Annotated in this window: 9 protein-coding genes and 1 other annotated feature; all 9 genes read right to left on the bottom strand. The window is 44.9% G+C overall.

Translation table 11 applies throughout. The features are described 5' to 3' along the window. Positions 1-3: 3 nt before the first annotated feature. Positions 4-318 (bottom strand): YerC/YecD family TrpR-related protein, encoded by a 315-nt coding sequence (locus BP95_RS0106165; RefSeq protein WP_028531657.1) that lies wholly within the window; start codon positions 316-318, stop codon positions 4-6. Between the two features lie 247 nt (positions 319-565). Further along, complete coding sequence (gene nhaC / locus BP95_RS0106160; RefSeq protein WP_028531656.1) at positions 566-1,951, bottom strand: Na+/H+ antiporter NhaC; 1,386 nt, start codon at positions 1,949-1,951, stop codon at positions 566-568. Positions 1,952-2,034: 83 nt separating this feature from the next. After that, entirely contained in the window at positions 2,035-2,862 is an 828-nt protein-coding gene (pdxK, locus tag BP95_RS0106155) for a pyridoxine/pyridoxal/pyridoxamine kinase (RefSeq protein WP_028531655.1), read from the bottom strand. A gap of 76 nt (positions 2,863-2,938) precedes the next feature. Further along, a complete protein-coding gene (gene tdc, locus BP95_RS0106150) occupies positions 2,939-4,810 on the bottom strand; it encodes a tyrosine decarboxylase (RefSeq protein WP_021254319.1) in 1,872 nt (623 codons plus the stop codon). Between the two features lie 74 nt (positions 4,811-4,884). Next, the gene (tyrP, locus tag BP95_RS0106145; RefSeq protein ID WP_021254320.1) at positions 4,885-6,294 is read right to left on the bottom strand and encodes a tyrosine-tyramine antiporter; all 1,410 of its coding nucleotides are present in this window, start codon (positions 6,292-6,294) and stop codon (positions 4,885-4,887) included. Positions 6,295-7,367: 1,073 nt separating this feature from the next. Next, positions 7,368-8,048: a protein rep gene (locus BP95_RS0106140; RefSeq protein ID WP_021254321.1), complete on the bottom strand. Its 681-nt coding sequence runs from the start codon at positions 8,046-8,048 to the stop codon at positions 7,368-7,370. A gap of 81 nt (positions 8,049-8,129) precedes the next feature. After that, positions 8,130-9,392, bottom strand: a complete 1,263-nt coding sequence (tyrS, locus tag BP95_RS0106135; RefSeq protein WP_021254322.1) for a tyrosine--tRNA ligase — start codon at positions 9,390-9,392, stop codon at positions 8,130-8,132. 115 nt (positions 9,393-9,507) lie between these two features. Then, positions 9,508-9,732, bottom strand: a binding site (T-box leader). A 152-nt stretch (positions 9,733-9,884) separates the two neighbouring features. Beyond that, positions 9,885-10,301, bottom strand: a complete 417-nt coding sequence (locus tag BP95_RS29775; protein ID WP_231515053.1) for a pyridoxamine 5'-phosphate oxidase family protein — start codon at positions 10,299-10,301, stop codon at positions 9,885-9,887. Between the two features lie 160 nt (positions 10,302-10,461). Further along, complete coding sequence (locus BP95_RS31805) at positions 10,462-16,494, bottom strand: S-layer homology domain-containing protein (RefSeq protein ID WP_051614012.1); 6,033 nt, start codon at positions 16,492-16,494, stop codon at positions 10,462-10,464. Positions 16,495-16,578 lie beyond the last annotated feature (84 nt).

The following is a 16,578-nucleotide window of genomic DNA, read 5'->3' as shown; positions in this document are numbered from 1 at the left end:
AACTTACTTCTCTGGATTGTTCGCTGATTGTTCTTTCATACGTGCGAATACGAATTCATAGCTGTGGTTGCCATGATTCAAGGATCGCTTAACGCGGGAAATGGTAGCCGTGCTTGCATTCGCCTCAGCTTCAATCTCACTGTATGTGTTATGGTTGTGCAGCATCTTCGCAACCTGGAAACGCTGAACCATCGTCTTAATTTCATTTACTGTGCACAAATCATCAAAGAAAGCATAGCACTCTTCAATCGTCTCCAAAGATAAAATCCCTTGGAAAAATTCATCTAACGCTTTCCCTTGCAGCTCTTCTATTAACATATGTTTACCTCCTTGAGTACTGACTGGCTGATTTCCAATCTCATCATGTTGAAGGTGGGATTAGAAGGTCATTCATATGACATATCCAGTTATGTGATTTTTTTCTCCAAGTATCTGAAATAGGTATAACATATTATAGCATTATTTTTCATTAGTAATTAATACCACATATTTCATAAGAAGAGCAGCACCTTCCATAGAAAAAAAGCTGGCTCTATACACCAACTTTTCTTCTTATCGTTTGCGATTATGCTGCTTTGGAAGCTTTGGAAGCTTTCGTAGATTTTCCCAAGAAACCGTACAAAATGTTGAGAAGCGGTGCAACAATACAGAAAATAGCGAACGGCAAATATTCAAGTGTCGATACGCCGAGTGTCCCTGTAATAAATACCCCACTGACGCCCCAAGGAATTAGCGCATTAAAAGCTGCTCCGCCATTGGCGAGTATTCTCGTCATTTCCTTGCGTCCCACATCAATCGCATCATACTGAGACTTGAACGCTTCTCCCGGTAAAATAATGGACAAGTACTGCTCTCCAAGGAGAAGGTTAATCCCCATCGAGCTAAGCGCCGTCATCAGAATCAGCTTTCCTTTTGTGCTAACAAATGAAGAGATGCGAGAAATAATCGTTTTGATGATGTTCATTTCTACCAACAGCCCGCCTAATGATAATGCAAGCAAAATAAGGGATACAGACCACATCATGCTCTGGATACCGCCGCGAGACAACAGCTTGTCCACGCTCTCAACGCCTGTGTGCGCAACATACCCATCCTGCATCAGCTTAGACAGGCTTGCCAAGCTTGTTTCGGGGTGATAAATAAACAGAACTCCGATGGTAAAGACAATGCTTAGCAGCAAAGTCGGGATGGCCGGAATCTTGCGCCATGCACATAAGAAGAGCACCAATACCGGAATCAAGGTCCATGCAGATACGGTAAATGACGAATTCAAAGTCTGAACAAGTTCATTGATTTGTTCGCCTGTCGTCAGCACCTTCGCGTGACCTACAATTCCAAAGAACAAAAGCGAAATCAGGAAGGCGGGAATAACAACTCTCAGCATATAACGGATATGTTCGAACAAGTCCACTTCACCAATGGCCGAGGACAGGTTCGTTGTATCCGATAAAGGCGAGACGTTGTTTCCTAAGAATGCACCTGAAATGATTGCCCCGGTCGTAATGGCGGGATGGTATCCCATAATCTGTCCCATTCCGAAGAAGGCAATACCTACAGTTGAGATCGTAGTGAATGAGCTCCCTACTGTAATACCAACGACTGCACAAATGATAAAAACAGAAGGCAAAAAATATTTAGCGGACAAGATGCCAAAGCCATAAACCATAATCGTCGGAATTGTTCCTGCTGCAATCCACACGCTGATTAAGGCTCCAATTAGCATAAAGATGAGAATAGGGATTAATCCGGGTGTAATGCCGTTCGATATTCCTTTGTGAACGCGATCCCAAGATATGCCCTTTATTTTAGCGAAGACGATAATAATCCCCAAGGAGAATAGTATCGGAATTTGTGGATCCATGCTTAAGCCGATAATACAAGCTCCTATAATGGCTAGTAAAACAACTAAAAGAAATAGGCTTTCTTTCAGTGTAACCTCTTCTTTCTTCATATAAGCCGAACTCCTTCATGACCAACTATTGCAATGCTGCGCTCGCAAATGGGGTCTATAGATTGGACATATACCTGCTGTGTTTAGCAATTCATGCGTTGTTCAGCCTTATTGTACGCACCATGCCATACAGGTCCTACAAATTGATTAAGCGCGAATCCGCCTCCAATGCCTGCTGTAACGAATTGCTTCGCAGTAGCTACTGCATTCTTGACCGACATCCCCTTCGCAAGACCAGCAGCGATAGCCGCCGCAAATGTACACCCTGCACCATGATTATGGTTCGTATCCAGCTTCTCTGCTTCGAACAATGTGAACGATTGACCATCGAACAGCAGATCAATAGCCTTCTGATCTTCCAATGTCTTGCCACCCTTAATGACTACGTGCTGTGCTCCAAGCTCATGAATCTTGGTTGCAGCTTCCTTCATATCCTCAAGCGTGCTAACTTTGCGAATTCCCGCAAGCTGTCCCGCTTCGAATAAATTGGGCGTCACAACCGTTGCTCTAGGAAGCAGAAGCTCTCGAATGGCTTCACCGTTTTCCGGTTGAACAACTTCATCCTCGCCTTTGCACACCATAACAGGGTCGATGACGACATTCGTGATGTCGTGCTGGTCAATAACCTCTCTAAGCAGTTCGATCACAGGAATGGAACCGAGCATGCCTGTCTTCATCGCATCTAGTTTGCCCCCAGATAGTACGGTTTTAATCTGATTGCGAACAAGTTCAGGATCAATCGGATATACGGCATGATGCCAGTTGTTATCCGGATCCATCGTAACGATGGAAGTAATGGAAGAGAAGCCAAATGTTCCGTATTCTTCAAACGTTTTCAGATCCGCTTGTAGTCCAGCGCCGCCGCTAGAGTCCGAACCTGCAACCGTTAATACCTTTTTGATGTTTGTCATATCCAGCACTCCTTGGATAAAGAGGAATGCGCAACAACCGAAGATTGTTACGCATTCCATTTTATAAATTTGAAACTTACATTTCGTACAAGTAGATTTTTTCCAGCTTGTCTTGAATAGCTTTCTCAATCTTAAGCGCATATTCTTCGAATACGTCTTTGTCATGAGCATATGGAGACAAGGCACAAGCACGAAGGATAGTAACTTTTTCAACACGATCCCATTCTGCTCTGCTGAATCCAAGGCTGTTGACGAATTCCAGTGGACTGTTGCCATAGTCAGGAATTGCAAAGTCTGTATGAGAAGTGATGAATTCGTTGTTATACAATCCGCCCTTCACATAGGAAGCGTAATTGAAGAATTCATGGTTCAATTTGTTCATTTTCTCCAAGTCTGTGTTGCCTTCTTCGTTAAATACATAGTCAACCATGTTGAAGTCTGGTTTAGTCAATGGATGAAGTTTAATCACTTTGCCATTAACGTTGAATGTTCTTTCCTTCAAGAAGTTGTAGAAGCGATAAGCGCCTTCGATGCTTGCGCCCATCAACTTACCAAAGCCTGTAACGTTAAGCGGCAATACTTTGTGTGCTGTCCATACAGCAGCTGCTGTTGCACCTGCTTTGGAACCTTCGAGAATGTACGCGCCGAGCAATGCTGGGATATCTGCACCCTTCTCGAACACGTATGTTGCGAAGTAAGAGATTGCATCGCGCATTCTGATATCTTGAATAACGATTGCACCTGCAGAGTAAGGGATATAGCCCATTTTGTGCGGGTCAATTGTAATGGATTCAACTTGGCTCATTGCTTTGAAGGCTTCATATACGTCTTCAGTAAGCCATTCGTCCTTCAAGCTCATATCTGTGAAGACATTGTGTTTCTTGAATACTTCATTAATTTTGTTATATTCGATGAATTGATCGTTTTCATCCAAGAAGATGGAACGTGCATATCCGCCGTATGCTGCATCGACATGGATATAGAAGTAAATGCCTTCCTTCGCCAATTTTTCACGAAGAGCAACCATTTTATGAATATGGTCGATTTGACCTTCTTCTGTACTGCCGACTACGCCGACAACCCCAAGGATTGGTGTATTTTCTGCTGCCAGTTCACGAATGCGTGTTTCCAGCTTTTCAATATCCATGTGATAGCTGCTGTCTACATCGATTGCTTCAACAGCATCCAAGCCGATACCGATAATGTCGGCTGCTTTCAACCAGGAATAGTGTTTTGTTTGTGGAATCAACCATTTACCAAGCTTGTCCAAATAACGGCCGCTGCGTGCGGATTTTGCTTTGATATCATCCAATTTGTCTTGAACTTTGTCCAAGATGTCCATAATTTCATTCGTAGGCATGTTGAGCAATTCCCATTCGGATTTGCCTTCTACATGCTCAGGTGCAACTTCTTTAATTGCAAGCGGCAAGGACTTGATGTTACGTGCATACCAGAGACCTTCCAAGTTCGCGATGGAACCATCGGCACAGATGTGGCCCCAGCTATGTCCTTCGCGATAGCTCATCATTTTGCACAATTGATGTCCAACTTCTTCTTCCATTTGGGATGTACCCGGAGAAGATTCATAAGCAACGTTGTTACCATTCCATAGCATTGCTGCTGTATAAGCGATAATTGCAGGCATCAATGTTTCAGAGTTCATATGACCCCAGAAGCGTCCTGCTGTATGCCAAGGCAAGGATTCGGAACGAAGCTTGGAAGACAATTGATCGAATACGCTGCGCATATGGTCTGCAGTATTTTGGAAGCTCTCAGAGCTCTTATCGAAAGGAGAGATGACTGGCAAATCTTGCGGTTGATAGTTTTGTCTCCAGCCAACATGCTCGTCCACAATTTTATTCAATACTTCTTTGAAGAGATTAACGTTTTCGCCTTTAGAACCAAGGAATAATGCTTTCAAGTTAATTTCCGGAATTTGATAGTTCATGTTCTATTCCTCCCGTGATGTATAAATGAATTGAATGTGATGAAACGAATTGATGAAGCACTTAATTTGTGAAACTATTCACTCTTTTTCCAGCTTGGCTTCTTGAATTTATATATGATAAGGGCGATGCCCACCATAACAATTGTTGCGCCTACTTGATAAATGATATAACCCGTTGTTTGGCTTGGTTCGAGAATAGATGGTGGAATCAAGCTAACAACCAATGTAATGCCTACGCTCAACAAGGCCAGCAAAGCTACGAACCACATCAAGCCATTGCCTTTGCTGCCAAGTCGGAATGGTCTTTCGACTTCAGGCATTTTGTAACGAAGACGAATTGCTGAAATTGCGATAAAAGCATATACGAGACAATAGAGAATTGTCGTTGTAATTGTGATAATCAAGAACGCACTGTTTACGTCAGGTACTACGATATAAAGAACGGAAACTAACGAGATAACAATCGCTTGAATCAATACGAACGAAATTGGAATACCTTTTCCATTTCTCTTTTGGAAGAATGGCGGCAAGTTACCATCTTCTGCGACCTTGATCATCGATTTACTTGGTCCAAGTACCCATGCACTAAGCTGAACGAGTACACCGATCAAAATCATTGCCGAGATAATATTAACGAAAATTGATGGAATGCCTAAGTCTTCACAGAAGATCAGGTAAGGCTGCGTAATGTTCGCAAGCTCCATTTTCCCCATTGGAACACCGTTTGCTACAGTAAGACCTGCAATCAGGTTGAAAATAACCAGCAAGATAACGGAAGCGATAACTGCAATCGGATAGTTGCGTTTCGGATTTTCGATGTTATTCGCATGTACAGAAGAGATCTCTACACCAGCGAAGATAAAGATGATACCGGACAAGAATGCCAAGCTTCCCAAATCGCTTAGATTCGGCAACAAATTGCTTGCTTTGAAGTCAGCCAAGTAACCTTGTGGGTTAATGCCATTTTTGAACATGTACATAAGACCCAGGATTACGAGAATAACGAATGGGATATATACCCCGATAATTGCGCCCCAGTTACCTGCAATTTTGACCATATCGAACTTCAAGTTCAATAATGTAACGCCCCAATATGAAATCAGGATAACTGCGAATATGAAGTAATTGTTTGATGATAAATCGGGAACATTAATGACGTATCCGAATAGAACCCCTACTGTGGATGCGACCATTACCATCCCGAAGAACATTTGTACCCATAAGAGCCATGAGGTAACGAAGCCCCATTTCTCGCCTAAAGCGTTTTTAACCCATACTTGCGGTCCGCCCTCTTCAGGGAACCCTGTTGACAGCTCGGCTGACATCAACGCGATTGGCAAGGCGAACAATACGGCTGCAACCAACATATAAAAGATTTGAGTCCAGCCGGTGGCGGCAAGTGTCGGCACACTACGAACAGTACCGAAGAACGCCATCGTAATCCCAATTAACCCGAATAGCGTCAACTTTTTTGAATTGGCCATTGATCTATCCTTCTTTCTCTCAGTTGTCTAACCTTTTCAATCTTCCTAAATTATTCAAATCAATGAATAAGGTATGAATTGAAACTATAGGAATGCAATTGAAACGCTTCGAGCTCACCCCTTGATCATATGAAATTATTTATATAGTTTTGTTAATCGATTAACTTGCACCGTCAGTATACGCCTCATTTTTTTGTTCTGTCAATTCGATTCAACACCTTGTCACATAAGGTTTTTTCGTCATTTTCCAGAATCTTGTTAGCAAATACTTTAAAGCTTTTTCCAGCAATTCGATGAAGGCTTTAAAGGTTTTTCGCTTCTATAGGTAAAAGCATTTCCAGGGTGAAATAGTGAATATAAATGCGGTAAATAGTATTTTTATATATACATCAATTCATCTTCTCTATCATTTATTTATTGATATTGAACACACATCCTTTCTATCATGAAATAAAAGCACACTTGGGGATTGGTTGCCTACTAGACGATATCACTATCATGCGTTGGGGAAGTTGTTCTTATTCCCTAAGGTTGAACGTAATTGAGGGCAAAACTGGATTGGGGAACAAAGAGTGAAGAAAATACAAAAGGGAATACTTATACATGCTGGGGAATATGTTTACCGGCTTGCTGGAGTAAGGGAAACCTCTCAGAAATAGATAATACCCTCTCTATTTCTATTTTTTATCAAATTCTACTCAAATGCTTGAAGTACGTAGACACAAACGCAGAGGATTAATTTGGTAAGTAATTATGTTGAAATCGGCTATTTCTTATATCAATACATGTACCCTTTCTTATTTTCCTATGATAATCCTCATATTTTAGTTGTGAAATATATCATAGCCAAACATTTCAATTTTTGATCTTTTTTTTGCCTTTATGGATTAATCCGCTCAATCTGCGTCAGAAAGTGTATAATTTCTCTTCAACTCCCACTTTTTTGAACCAAGCAGCATTCATTGGTGACGTTCCGTACAAAGAAAGGACTGGATTTTGTCTCAATCCAGTCCTTCAAACTTCTATCATCTATCTATAAATTAAATGATGACTCTATTTCTTAGGATGATGATCTATTTGAGCCGTATCCCAGGATACCAATCGAGCATGATTTCGAATGCAGCGTTCGCTACTATATCTTCTGTTCGGTACTCGCTCAAATCATATACAGGATCAGGCTTCAACTTCTCCATATATTCCTTCATCACTCTGCTGTATCCGATTAATCTGCGAGAAGGGAGTAGGGTACTTGGCTCACTACTCTCCAACCTTCGTTGTCCCCTATTCACTACAAGCTTGTCCAAGCCTTCGTCCATCTTTTGAACAGTCGCCTGCTGATCGCCCTTTGGGTTCACAACCTTCACGTTCACGGTCACATGGTCTACAGATTCTTTATCCAAAGCTCTGCACCATAGAGACAACCACGACTCTGCCTTAATATAATACCTGCCTTGAAAATAACTCTTAATCGTTGGAAGCAGAATATGTAGCTTAGGTTGGCAACTCTCTTCATTTCGTATAATATCCAACATTCGAAAGTAGCCTAGCGATATCTGCTTTACCTGTTTATACTTGCATAATCGATTGAACGCAATCAGCATACGGTCAAGTTCTTCATTCAGTTGATTGAGAGCCACTTCGGTAATCCCGAGATCGAGCATAAGCCAATTGACTTGCATGTCCTGATTGATAGCCGATATAATGCGATGATTCAGTAAAGCACTTTGCAGCGATTTTTTCCACGATTCTGGCATTTGGTTATTCCGGCCCCCTAACTAAAGGAGATAAAGGAAAGAGAATAGCTGTAGCAGCTATTCTCCAAATTTCATGAGCAGCTATTCTCCCAATTTCACGAGGCTGTAGCTCTTTTTCCCTTTACGGATAATAATGAAGCGGCCATCGAAGGAATCGTCCACAGTAACTGTCATTTCCAGATCCGTTACTTTTTCTCCATTCATCGAAATTGCACCGTTCGCAATATCTTCACGCGCTTGACGCTTGGATGGTTCGATACCAAGATCAACGAGCCAGTCTACAATGTTTTTCTCTTCCTTAGAAGCATGGAATGTAGGCATATCTTTGAAGCCTTGCTCGATTTCATCTGCAGTCAGCGCTTTGATATCTCCGCTGAACAAGGCAGCTGTAATTTTCTGAGCTTGTACCAATGCTTCTTCGCTATGAACGAATTTGGTCATTTCTTCAGCAAGTACACGTTGAGCTTCACGTTTATGCGGCTCAGTTTGTACTTTCTCTTCCAACGCCTTGATTTGCTCTTGCGTTAAGAATGTGAAGAATTTCAGGTATCTAATTACGTCACGATCATCTGTGTTTGCCCAGAACTGGTAGAACTCGAATGGAGTCGTTTTGTTCGGATCGAGCCAGATTGCACCGCCAGCAGTTTTACCGAATTTCGTACCATCTGCTTTGAGCATCAATGGGATTGTCAAACCAAATGCTTTAGCTTCTGATCCTTCTTTTTTGCGAATCAAGTCAAGGCCGCTTGTAATGTTACCCCATTGATCCGCGCCACCGATTTGCAGTTGTACGTCTTCATTAACGAACAAGTGATGGAAGTCCATCGACTGAAGAATCTGGTACGAGAACTCAGTGAAGGAGATCCCCGTATCGAGACGGCTTGCTACGATATCTTTCGCCAGCATCGTGTTGACGCTGAAGTTCTTCCCGTAGTCGCGAAGGAAATCAAGAATTGTTACGTTATGAGTCCAATCGTAGTTGTTCACCATGCGCAGGCCAGTGTCGCCTTCGTTCAAGAACAGCTTCTTCATTTGCGCAGTCAATGCATCTACGTTATTTTGGACTTGATCCATCGTTTGCAGCGTACGCTCTGTTGTACGGCCGCTTGGATCGCCGATTGTCCCTGTTGCTCCACCAATCAAGATCACCGGACGGTGTCCTGCAAGCTGGAATCTCTTCAGCATCATGAATGGAATCAAGTGTCCGATATGCATGCTGTCCCCAGTAGGGTCAACACCACAGTATAATGATATCGATTTCTCGCTTGTTAATTTACGCAAACCTTCAGCATCTGTCTGTTGATTAATGGCACCGCGCCATTCCAATTCATCGATAATGTTCATCATTGTGATTCAGCTCCTTGGTGTGATTTTATATTTGATAATTGAGAATGTAAGTTCAAAACGCTACCTTTAAGGTTCAGAAAAACAAAAAAATCGTCTCCTTGTCTATTGTAGACATAGGGACGATTAATTAACCGTGTTACCACCCAGCTTGCATGAACAGTGCTGCAGCCACTATTCATACCACTCTCGGCAATGATATCGATTGCCAATCCGCTTAGCGTTACCTAAGAACCTCCAGAGTGTAATTCGCAATTCATTGTGTGTACCAGGTCGCATCAACCCCTGGCTTTCTGAGAACAGTGACAACATTGCTACTTCGCTCTTTCATCGGGTTATTCAATATTAGATTACTGACAATCTTAGAACTTATTAAACCGTCTGTCAACACCATTTTTTTGAAATTTTAAAAATTGAAGAAGTTCGGAATCAGGGATCTTTTACGCCTCTGCTACTGTCCGGTCGCAATTAGTATGACTTAAACGGTATGTTCTATACAGCTGGATCACGTCTAAGTCGATCCAATTGCTCTGTTAAAGCTGCGTGGAAGTCATGTTGTTGTTCTAATATTGAGCTTTGTTTATCAATTAATGCAATTGCCCGAGCCACAGGTCCCCTGTTCAAGAAGTCCTCAGCACTGCGCTCTCTATCCATTGGGGTCGCTGTACCGCGTATTCTCACTTGTTTCCCAATCATTGACCAATAGAACGTTAGCGCAACCCCTGGATTATTGTTCAGTTGTATGCCTTTCATACTGTTGGCACTCGATGCAAAATACCATCCTGCTGCATCAACGTCCTTCAAAATAAGTATGCGTGCATCAGGAGTTCCGTCCACACCTACGGTCGATAGCGTCATGGAGTGAGGTTCGTGTATCCCGTGTTCAAGCGCTTCCTGATACCACTTCAAAAAAAGAGAGTATCATACAAAATATTAAAAAGAAAAGACAATACACAATTGAATAAAATTCAATTGCTAAGTGAACAAACATATAAATATCTGAACTTCCAGCTTATAGAAAGACCGTCAGGATGATCCCTGACGGCCTTTTGGATTCTGCGCATATTCGTTACTTATTCAACATCATATACAGCATCTTCGAGATTTCTGCTCTCGTTACTGAGCCTCGCGGATCGAAACGGTTTTTCTCTTTTCCGTTAATGATACCCGCAGCTTGCAGCTTCGTCGCCGCATCCTTCGCCCATCCGGCAATGCTGCTCAAGTCAGCAAATGCTGGCACGGTGGATGATCCCGCAAGTGGCTTCTTCATGTATTCAGCCATTTTGGCTAGAATCACTGCTGCTTCTTGGCGCGTAATTGGCTCCGTCGGACGGAATTTGCCGTTACTGCCCTGTACCAATCCCAGTTCAGCCGCTTTGCTCACATAGCCTGCATAGTAACGGTCTGCCACCACATCCGCGAATGCCGTCTTTCCTTCCTCCGCTTGGATACCCACCGCACGGATGACAAGCGTCGCGAAATCCGCTCTCGATACATTCAGGTTCGGACGGAATTGGTTATTTTCCATACCCGTAATAATATTTTTAGCAGCCAGCTTGAGGATGTATTCGTCAGCCCAACCACCCGTTAAGTCTGCGAACTGCTTGTGCAGTTCGAGCGCAGCGAATTGCGCCAGTTGATCCGTCGAGAAGCTAATTGTGCTCCCATCGAACGTACCAGCGATCATCTCTGCTTTGCCATCGACCAGACGATACATATTCGCGTAATCTTTCTGCAGCTGCTTCATTTGCTCTGCCGTTAGCGTACGCTTCACGGTAATCGGACCGCTGAATTGCTGAACCGCCGTCTCTGTCTTTCCTTTGACCGTTACTAGCTTGAGCGTGAATACTACGCCTGTCGACTTCAGTTCACCGTTCGAGCTGATTGCCGCATTGATTGCCGTCTGGATCGAGGAATTCATCGTCGGATCAATATGAAGCACGATGCGATCCGCATCTGCGATGCCATTCGGCAAGGAAGCTGCCGGAATCGTCACGGTAAATCCAGATCCCACAATTTCAATACTCAATTTGCGCTCTTTCGCTTTTCGCACACCAGCCGCATCCAACACGAGCTGAGCCGCTTGTTCCGAACCCGCTGCCTCGAGCTTAATCGCCACTTTGCCGTGCTCTGCTTCATTGACTGCTTTTTCAAGCGCAGCGCGATCTACCGCATAAGCGCCATCCGCGCCCGGTTTAATGCTCATAACCCCTTTGTCCGAAGAAGTCTCCGGCTTAGGCTGAGGTTTTGGATCAGGCTTTTGTTCTGGCTTTAGATCTGGTTTCGTAGTACCAGGGCCTGGATTAGGATTACTCACCTTACCTGTATAGAAGCCCCAAATATCCGATAACACTTGACCGCTGTTGCCGTCTTCTGCCTTCGTATACCATTGATAGTAGCTATCGCCTTGGAGCCCGCTCCAAGTAAAAGCTGCCTGCTGGCCGCTCTTCACGTTATTCACTTTGCCGATCGGTAATTCACTATAGACCTTCACGCCGATGTAGTCGGTTGCGACGCGTTTGATCTTCGGCTGTAAATCCAGATCCAGCGAGAACTCGTCTTTGCCAGGATAGAACTCAGAATCATAATAGTTATAATCGTCCAAATACGGCGAATACGTCTTGATGTGAAGCTTGTTGTTCTTCATGTCGAACTGCATCAGACGGATATAGCCGAGACCGCCTTCTGGCGCGCCTTGATAGTCCGCGAGCATCTGATAGACTTTGCGCTTCTCGCCGTTGTCGTCCTCCAGCTCATCGATCTTCAGCTGCGCATCGTGATAGTGTCCGGACAATGCCGCGATGACGTTCTTGTTCGGCTTAATGACCTTCTCGAAAATCTTATCGGCAATCGGGGCACGGTTATTGGATACGAGCATGTATTCATGCAAGCACAAGATTGCCTTACGCTCCGGATATTTCGCCACGACCTCATTCATCCAGTCGATTTCCTTATCACCCAGGCCCCAGCCCATATAGACGATGATAAAATCATTGCCTCCGGCCGAAACGAGATCGTAGTGTCCGCGATTGTTCTGATAGGACTCGCCGTACGTTGGCATATCCTTGAATCTCTGTTCTCCGAAATACTGCCAGTACTTCGTATAGTCGTTGTCTTGGTGACCAACATCATGGTTACCAGCAAGCACGCCGTAAGGAATGTTGGCATCTTCCAACACCTTCATATCCTCATCCGCTTCCTGCCATTGATACTCTTGATAGGATTTATCGACGATGTCTCCCGTATGGATGACATATTTAATATTGTTGCTCTCTTTGTTATCCTTCACCCAATTCACGATTTTCTTGTAAATCTGAGGATAACTCTGCGAGTAGTACTGCGTATCCGACATCCATACGAAGGAGAAATCATACGGATCTTGGGCCGTATCAGACTTCAGTTCCTTCATCTCCGCGATCTCATCTTGCACGATGATCTGGATTGTCTGTCCCATTGCATAGTCTTCGACTTTAACCGTGGACTTCAATTCGAAATCCTCTGTGCCTGCAATGCGGGTAACGAGCTGCACCCATTTCTTCGCGCTCTCGTTCCAAGCATACAAGCTGACTTTACGTCCTTCGATCGATTTGCCCTTCCAGACGATATCGACGCGGTCTGTCTTCTGGACCGCTAGGTCAAGCTTAATCTGATAACGTTGGTATGGGAATTGCTCCACTGCGTCATTGACTAAGTAATCGCCGTCTTCTGCGCTGATCTTACGGTAATCCTCTACCGTTAATGTCTGCTCTCCTTCCGGAATCATGACTTTCGGCGGTTCGGTATCGGATGCGTTCATGAAGCCTGTGAATCCTTCTGCAGTGCGGTTGCCATCATATTGGAAGCCTCTGTAGAACGTGACGTTCATCGGATCATTCGTCGGATCCTGCACTTTCACCTTCAGACCCACGCTGCCGCCCAATTCGGATTGACCTTGCATTGGCGCGATCAATTCCGGCTGCAGCGGATTTTCCTCCGGCGTCGTGAATGTGACCGTGCGCTCCGCTTGATTACCCACCTTATCGGATGCCGTAATCGTCAGCGTGTGCTTGCCCGCCTTCATGCTGCCGGAAGATAAAGCATAGGGAAGCTTAATATCTTGGTTATCCAGCTTCACGATCACTTGGTCAACGCCGGCAAGCTGGTCTTTGATCTCCGCATCCAGATTGAAATTGCCGCGGTACTGCTTGCCTTCTTCAACATTCGGCTTGATCGAAGGCGGCGTATTGTCTATCGTGACATTCGCCGTCACGGTAACATTTTTGCTATCGGTCACTATCACTTGATGCGCGCCGTCCACCGCTTTGGTCGTATCCCAAGCATAGGCGTGCGACTGGAAGTACTTCGCATCCAGATTGAAGTTGAAGCCGATTCCTTCCATTTTTCCCGGGCTGTCGCCGATCTTGATTTCTTTCCCCTTCACGTAGAGTGGATCCCAAATCTCAGTACCGTCCGCCAGCATTAAGCGTACGTTTCGTACTTCGAAATCGTCTTTATTCTCTTCCTTGCGGTCATCGAATGGGCTTGTCTTCGAACCTGCACGAATATAGATCACGTTATCCGCACCAATATGGAAGCGGCTCGCATCGATTTTAAAAGTCAATGTCGTATACGTCGGGATCGGATCCATGAACGTATAGAGGATCGTCTTATCCTTCTCGCTCTCCGGCCCCATCGTGACGGCATTCTTGAAATAATAGTCCACGTTCTTCGCTTCGAAGACGAAGTATGCATCGTGCTCTAATGCATCGAACGAACCTTGTGTAATCGCTTGGCCGTCTACGCTTAACTTCAACGTATTCGCAGGCGCTGTCTCCGACGTCCCTTTCAACGTCTTCGTACCGTTCACGATATCCCCGTTCTTCACGTTGAGACGGAGCGGATCATGACCCGGCTTGCCGGTGATGTCCACCTTGGCCTTTGCCGTCTCCACCTCATTTGTACCGTCAGATACCATGAAATAATATTCAATATACTTGCTGCCGATCAGCGTAGCTGCAGGCACGAGATAATGATACAACGAATCAGTGAAATTCTGCGTCAGTGCATAACCGGTATAATCCGCTTCTTTGTCCGTCCGGATAAAGACTTTTACTGTCGCCACTTGCCTCTCATCATCCGCAAAAGCTTTCAGATCAAGGTTCTTCGATTGCTCGACCGACGTTATGCCAGAGCGGTCTTCTGCCTTTGGCGGCGTCGTGTCTTGCTCGACATGCATAGGCACGGCCGGAACGAGCTCCGGATCGATCACGCCAGGAGCAGGCGCCGCGAGCCCGGAACTTGTCTTGATCATCGTGATGCTGCCGTCCATTGGATATTTGAATAGAATCGCTTTGTCTTCCTTGGTCTCGTCACTCACGCCGCCTTCATATACGGTCGTTGCGTCATAATTGGCATAAGAAATTTCTTTGCCCGTGTTCGTCTTAATGACGATACCACGGCGACCCGAATTCGCCATGCCGTCACTCATGATTACGAACAAGTTCGCATCCTCAACCAAGTTCGTCTTGTGGAAGTTGTTGAAATCCGCAGCCGTATAGCTATTGTTCGCGCCGTTCTTAATCCAGAACACAACCGACTGCTGAGAAGGAATCATGAAATCTTCTTTGGTCGTAGGCCATTTCAAATCAGCTTCCGGTCCATCATCAGGATATCGATAGTTGACCTTGTAGTTCTTAAAATCGATCGGTGAATCGGTATTGTTGTACACTTCAATCATTTCGAATGCGTCCGATGACGTGTTCGGCACGTTCGTCGTGTTCGGAACGATCTTCGTTACGAGCAATGACGGCACCTTCGCCGCGTTAAATGGCGGGATATTGACATCCACGGTATAGCTCTTCTCGACGTCTTTCACACGAATGGTATAATCTAGCGTGGATTCGACGAACGCCTTCGCCGGAATGGTCACGCTATAATCATTGCCATCGGGTTGCAACTGCTTCATTGCCAGCAGGGTGTACTTCGCCTGCGATGGCGACTTGTACAGCAGCTCCACTTTGTCAATTTTGACTTTATCCGGATTGTTCAGCTTCGCAGTAATGAGCAGATCCTTCGCATCGACTTGCTTCGCCGAAGTATGCTCGATTTGAAGCTTGTCCCCTTGTACCGGCGGCAAAGATTCGATCTCAACCGCATATGTACCCGTTCGCTCCGGCTGCAGATTTCCGTCCACCGCTTCAATATAGTATTGAAGCAAATTGCCATCAAGGACCCCTTGGCCAGGAATCGTAGTAGTATGCTTCACTCCGTCAGCCGACGCCATCACTAGTGGCGTATAAGCCGTCTGAACGTCTGTCTTATAGTAGACGGAAGCGGTAACTGAAGTCAGGTTGCCTGTGATGGATGCATCAATCGGCACATCTTGATTCACGAGCGTCTTGCTTGCCGGCACATGATCGAAATTTAGAGCCGTAGCAGTAGGCGGTTCCCCGATATCCGAAGGGAATGCCGGCACTTGAATCGCCTCAACGGTTCCTGGGGAAGCCGGTTGCGATTCCGCTGCGCCTACCATCGCCATATTCTTGCTTGCATCCATTGGATAGCTATAGTGAATGCCGAAATTTTCTTTGGACTTGGTTACCGAATAAGCCGCTTTGGCAATCTCGACACCGCCTAGCGTATGAATCGCTACGCTGCGTTCTCCCGTATTCGCCATGCCTCCGCCGGCATCAATCCGGAACAAATTCGTGTTTTCAATCAAATTGGACGTATATCCGTTAATTGTATAATTGCTATTAAATGCATCAGCCGTCTCGTTCGTATTACTGCCATTCATGATCCAGAGCACGATCGTCTGATGCGGCTTGATAATCACGGGAACTTTCTTATCCGTAAGCGACCAGTCATTGTTGCTGCCGTTGTTATACACGATTTTGTAATCTCTGAAGTTGATGTCTCGGTTCGTATTATTGTAAATCTCAATACTCTCATAGCCGTCGGCCGAATTCACATTCTTCGTATCTGGCACCAGCTCCGTAATTAATAGTTTCGGCACCTTAGTATAATCGAATCCAGGTGAAGCTTGCGCCAATGCAGGCTGCAGCACGCCAAGCAGCATGCTTCCCAGCAATGCCAGAGACAACCATTTTCTGCGTATTCGCATGTGATCTTTTCTCTCTCCTTTGTTATCTGTTACAGAATGGTAGATGTATTGCTACTGAATTCTACCCCCAAATTGTAATATCCA

Origin of the sequence: Paenibacillus sp. UNC217MF, assembly GCF_000686865.1 — a bacterium.
GTDB lineage: Bacteria > Bacillota > Bacilli > Paenibacillales > Paenibacillaceae > Paenibacillus_B > Paenibacillus_B suaedae.
Note: the sequence above shows the minus strand (reverse complement) of the source record. Positions and strands in the feature narration are given on the sequence as shown.

What these genes read in the sequence shown, in the direction of transcription:
- BP95_RS0106165 (WP_028531657.1), bottom strand. Translation starts at nt 318, where the DNA reads ATGTTAATAGAAGAGCTGCAAGGGAAAGCGTTAGATGAATTTTTCCAA.
- nhaC (WP_028531656.1), bottom strand. Translation starts at nt 1,951, where the DNA reads ATGAAGAAAGAAGAGGTTACACTGAAAGAAAGCCTATTTCTTTTAGTT.
- pdxK (WP_028531655.1), bottom strand. Translation starts at nt 2,862, where the DNA reads ATGACAAACATCAAAAAGGTATTAACGGTTGCAGGTTCGGACTCTAGC.
- tdc (WP_021254319.1), bottom strand. Translation starts at nt 4,810, where the DNA reads ATGAACTATCAAATTCCGGAAATTAACTTGAAAGCATTATTCCTTGGT.
- tyrP (WP_021254320.1), bottom strand. Translation starts at nt 6,294, where the DNA reads ATGGCCAATTCAAAAAAGTTGACGCTATTCGGGTTAATTGGGATTACG.
- BP95_RS0106140 (WP_021254321.1), bottom strand. Translation starts at nt 8,048, where the DNA reads ATGCCAGAATCGTGGAAAAAATCGCTGCAAAGTGCTTTACTGAATCAT.
- tyrS (WP_021254322.1), bottom strand. Translation starts at nt 9,392, where the DNA reads ATGAACATTATCGATGAATTGGAATGGCGCGGTGCCATTAATCAACAG.
- BP95_RS31805 (WP_051614012.1), bottom strand. Translation starts at nt 16,494, where the DNA reads ATGCGAATACGCAGAAAATGGTTGTCTCTGGCATTGCTGGGAAGCATG.